This is a genomic window from Bacteroides sp. CAG:633 (assembly GCF_000435115.1).
GTDB classification, from domain to species: domain Bacteria; phylum Bacteroidota; class Bacteroidia; order Bacteroidales; family Bacteroidaceae; genus Bacteroides; species Bacteroides ndongoniae.
On record NZ_FR883149.1, the window covers coordinates 1 to 4,368 of the forward strand.

At 48.1% G+C, this 4,368-nt stretch carries 3 protein-coding genes; 2 read left to right on the top strand and 1 reads right to left on the bottom strand.

The genetic code is table 11. From position 1 onward, the window contains the following. Positions 1 to 149: 149 nt before the first annotated feature. A complete protein-coding gene (locus QVP67_RS14260) occupies positions 150 to 896 on the bottom strand; it encodes a DUF4369 domain-containing protein (RefSeq protein WP_022164225.1) in 747 nt (248 codons plus the stop codon). A gap of 132 nt (positions 897 to 1,028) precedes the next feature. Here QVP67_RS14260 and QVP67_RS14265 point away from each other — a divergent pair, with 132 nt between their 5' ends. Together QVP67_RS14265 and QVP67_RS14270 are read left to right on the top strand one after the other, a co-directional pair. Then, positions 1,029 to 2,261: an anaerobic sulfatase-maturation protein gene (locus QVP67_RS14265; protein WP_022164226.1), complete on the top strand. Its 1,233-nt coding sequence runs from the start codon at positions 1,029 to 1,031 to the stop codon at positions 2,259 to 2,261. 111 nt (positions 2,262 to 2,372) lie between these two features. Then, the coding region (locus QVP67_RS14270) for a S46 family peptidase (protein WP_288180263.1) at positions 2,373 to 4,368 on the top strand (1,996 nt) is incomplete at its 3' end.

A 4,368-nucleotide genomic window follows, 5' to 3' on the forward strand; every position in this document is an offset into this window, starting at 1 on the left:
AAAGAAGGTGTGCTTTTTGACACACCTTCAAATAATATAGTGCATATACAGCTACGTCCGCTTCAAGTAAAAAAAATCCCGTATCACTTTCATCCGAAATGCAATCCACTCCGTTCCTATGATACGGGAAAATATGAATAAATAAAATATCAGTTAGCGCTTCCTGCCGCACTCAGTCTTTTCTGTTCTTCGATCAGCTGCATGTTCTCCTTCGCCTTCGACAGGAAATCTTTCACAAAGAAGTTTTCCTTAAAGCTGGTAGGAGCTGTTCTCATAATATCTTCTATCTGCGGAGTCATCATTGGATAAGGCAGTGTACTGCACAACATCATGAAGACGCTAGGACCTAGTACATTCTCGTAGTTTTCGGCAATAAAACCTTTCACATAATCGTTCATTTCCTTCAGCAAGTCTTCACTTTCCTTATTCAGCTGTTCGTGAATATCCTCCAGATTAGCACCATCAAGTACCATACGTGCCTCTTTCCGGTCTACCTCATCAAGTTGCAATTCAAGCGAGTTACGCTTTTCTATAAACTCATAAAGGGCATCATTCAAAGGAGTTCCTTTAGCCATCAATTGTTCATTGGATAAAGTCACCTTAATTTTTCCACTCTCCAAAACAACCGGCATAATGCCTTCATCGTCCATATACAGGGTTACCATCCTAACCGAGTCCACAGGCCCTTCCATATGAAAAAAAACGTGAATCACCTCGGCCGAATCAACCGTAATCCATTGTCCATCATTCTGAAAGACTTTAAGAAACAGCATTTTTCCATCAAGACTGGTAATAGAAGAGGTACCCTCAACTTTATACTTGTTGCGTCCGCAGGAAGAAAACAGTAACAATGTAATCAAAAAAGGTAAAATATAGCTTATCTCTTTCCTAACCATACATCAAAGATTTATGATTTTCTGAGGTGCAAAGGTATTAATAATCCTTATAAAGAAAGAGGTAAAAAACGTATTTTCATTTGCTTTACGTATTTTTGCACATTAATTAATCAAAAGCATTAAAAACTAAATATGTCCACTTATGCACCTTTTGCCAAACCGCTCTATGTGATGCTGAAGCCCGTAGGAGCCGTATGCAATTTGGCATGTGACTACTGTTATTACTTGGAAAAGTCCAAGCTGTACAAAGAAAATCCCAAGCATGTGATGAGTGAAGAACTGCTGGAAAAATTCATCGAGCAATATATCAATTCGCAAACCATGCCACAGGTTCTTTTCACCTGGCACGGTGGTGAAACCTTGATGCGTCCCCTTTCCTTCTATAAACGGGCCATGGAGTTGCAGAAAAAATATGCCAACGGGCGTACCATCGACAACTGCATACAAACCAATGGCACATTGCTCACCGACGAATGGTGTGAGTTCTTCAAAGAAAACAACTGGCTGGTAGGTGTATCCATCGACGGACCGCAAGAGTTTCACGATGAATATCGTAAAAACAAACAGGGACGTCCCTCCTTCCATAAGGTGATGCAAGGCATCAACCTCCTGAAAAAGCACGGAGTAGAATGGAACGGCATGGCTGTAGTCAACGACTACAATGCCGATTATCCCGAAGAATTCTACCACTTCTTTAAAGAGATTGGTTGCCATTACATCCAGTTTGCTCCTATTGTAGAACGCATCATGCCTCACGGCGACGGACGCCATCTTGCATCGCTGGCCGATAGCGGCGAGATACCATTGGCCGACTTTTCCGTTACGCCGGAACAATGGGGCAACTTCCTTTGCCGTCTGTTCGACGAATGGGTAAAAGAAGATGTAGGAACTTATTACATACAGCTGTTCGACTCTACCCTGGCCAATTGGGTAGGGCAACAACCGGGTGTCTGTTCCATGGCACGTACGTGCGGACATGCCGGCGTAATGGAATTCAACGGCGACGTTTATGCGTGCGACCACTTTGTCTTCCCCGAATATAAGCTGGGCAACATCTACCAACAGACGCTGGTGGAAATGATGTACAGCGAACGCCAGCAGCGCTTCGGACAAAACAAGTTCGACTCTCTTCCCCGCCAATGCAAAGAGTGCGAATGGCTCTTTGCCTGCAACGGTGACTGCCCCAAGAACCGCTTTGCCCGCACAGCTGACGGTGAACCGGGACTGAATTATCTTTGCGCCGGATACAGAAAGTTCTTTAGCCACGTGGCTCCATACATGGACTATATGAAAAAAGAACTGCTGGCCGAACGTGCTCCCGCCAATGTGATGCAAGCCATCCGTGAGGGAAAGTTTACGAGGTGATAAGAAGGCGGCTGACAAGGAACAGGAGAATGTTTCTTCATCAACTTGTCAGTTCGTAAATCTCTCAACCAAATAACTAAATAACTTTAAACCAAATAACTTAATCACTTTATGAGAATCAAAAAGTACCTTGTTGCGGCCTTCGCCGCAGCATTCACCTTCTCGGCACAAGCCGACGAAGGCATGTGGCTGCTCCAACTCATCAAGCAGCAGACTTCCATTGAAATGATGAAAAAACAGGGACTGAAGCTCGAAGCCGAAGACTTGTACAATCCCAACGGCGTGTCGCTGAAAGATGCTGTCGGCATCTTTGGAGGTGGTTGTACTGGTGAAATCATCTCGCCCGAAGGCCTCATCCTGACCAACCACCATTGCGGATATGCCTCCATTCAGCAACATTCCAGTGTGGAGCACGATTACCTGACCGACGGTTTCTGGGCCAAGAGCCGTGCCGAGGAACTGCCCACTCCGGGACTGAAATTCCGCTTCGTACATCGTATTGTCGACATCACCGACCTGGTGAATGCCAAAATAAAAGCTGGTGAGACAGACGAATACAAAGCCATGACCCGCCCCTTCCTCAATCAGCTGGCCAAAGAAGAGATGGAAAAGAGCGATCTGAAAGGCAAACCGGGCATCGAGCCTCTTGCACTGCCCTTCTATGCCGGAAACAAATACTACCTTATCTATTATAAGGTATATACCGACGTACGTATGGTAGCCGCTCCCCCTTCGAGCGTGGGTAAGTTCGGCGGCGAGACAGACAACTGGATGTGGCCGCGCCACACGGGCGACTTCTCCATGTTCCGTATCTATGCCGACAAGAACGGTGAACCGGCCGAGTATAGCAAGGACAATGTTCCCCTGAAGACTCCCAAATATCTCAGCATCTCACTCAAAGGTCTGAACGAAGGCGACTATGCCATGATTATGGGCTTCCCCGGTTCTACCGAACGTTACCTCACCCAAAGCGAAGTACGCCAGCGCATGACGGCTATCAACCAAGCCATGATAGACATGCGTACCGTCTACCTGGACGTGCTGAAGAAGTACATGCGCCAGAGTGACAAGACCCGCATCCAGTATGCCAACAAGTTTGCCGGCAGCAGCAACTACTGGAAAAACTCCATCGGTATGAACAAGGCCATTGTAGACAACAACGTACTCGAAACCAAGGCTGAACAGGAAAAGCGCTTTGCCGCCTTCGCCCAAGGTAAGCCCGAATACGAAGGTGTGGTAGAGAAGATAGACGCCCTCGTTGAGAAGATGACCCCCGCACTGCGCCGTACCGAATATCTGTACGAAGCCCTGAACGGAGCCATCGAGTTCGGCTGCCCGCCCGCACTGATGGACAAGATGAAGGAAGCCATCGAAACGAAGAACGACTCCCTGCTGCAGGCTACCAAGAAACAGCTAGAATCGGTATACGAAGGCATCTACAACAAAGACTATGACCAGCAAGTAGACCGTGCCGTAGCCAAAGCCATCCTGCCCGCCCTGGCCAAGGCGCTGACACCCGAAGAACTGCCCGCCTTCTACCAGACCATCGAGAAGGAGTACAAGGGTAACTATGATGCCTACGTGGACGATCTCTTCGATACATCCATCATGGGTAGCCGTGCCAACTTCGACAAGTTCCTGAAGAAACCCAGCGTGAAAGCCATCGACCGTGACATGGCCACCGCCTACAGCCGTGCCAAGCTCGAAGCTATCAAAGCTGCCTCAAACGAATACAGCCAGCCGTCCAAAGAACTTAGCCTGCTGCACAAAGCCTATATCCGCGGACTGGGTGAAATGAAGCTGCCAGTGCCCTCCTATCCCGATGCCAACTTCACCATCCGTCTGACATACGGCAACGTGAAGTCGTACAACCCGAAGGACGGTGTACACTACAAGTACTTCACTACCACCGACGGTATTCTGGAGAAGGAAGATCCCGAAAATCCGGAATTCGTAGTGCCTGCTAAATTGAAAGAGCTCATCCAGAAGAAAGACTTCGGCCGCTATGCCATGGCCGACGGCACCATGCCTGTCTGCTTCCTGACGACGAACGACATCACTGGCGGTAACTCCGGTTCGCCCGTCATCGACGGCGAAGGCCGCCTCA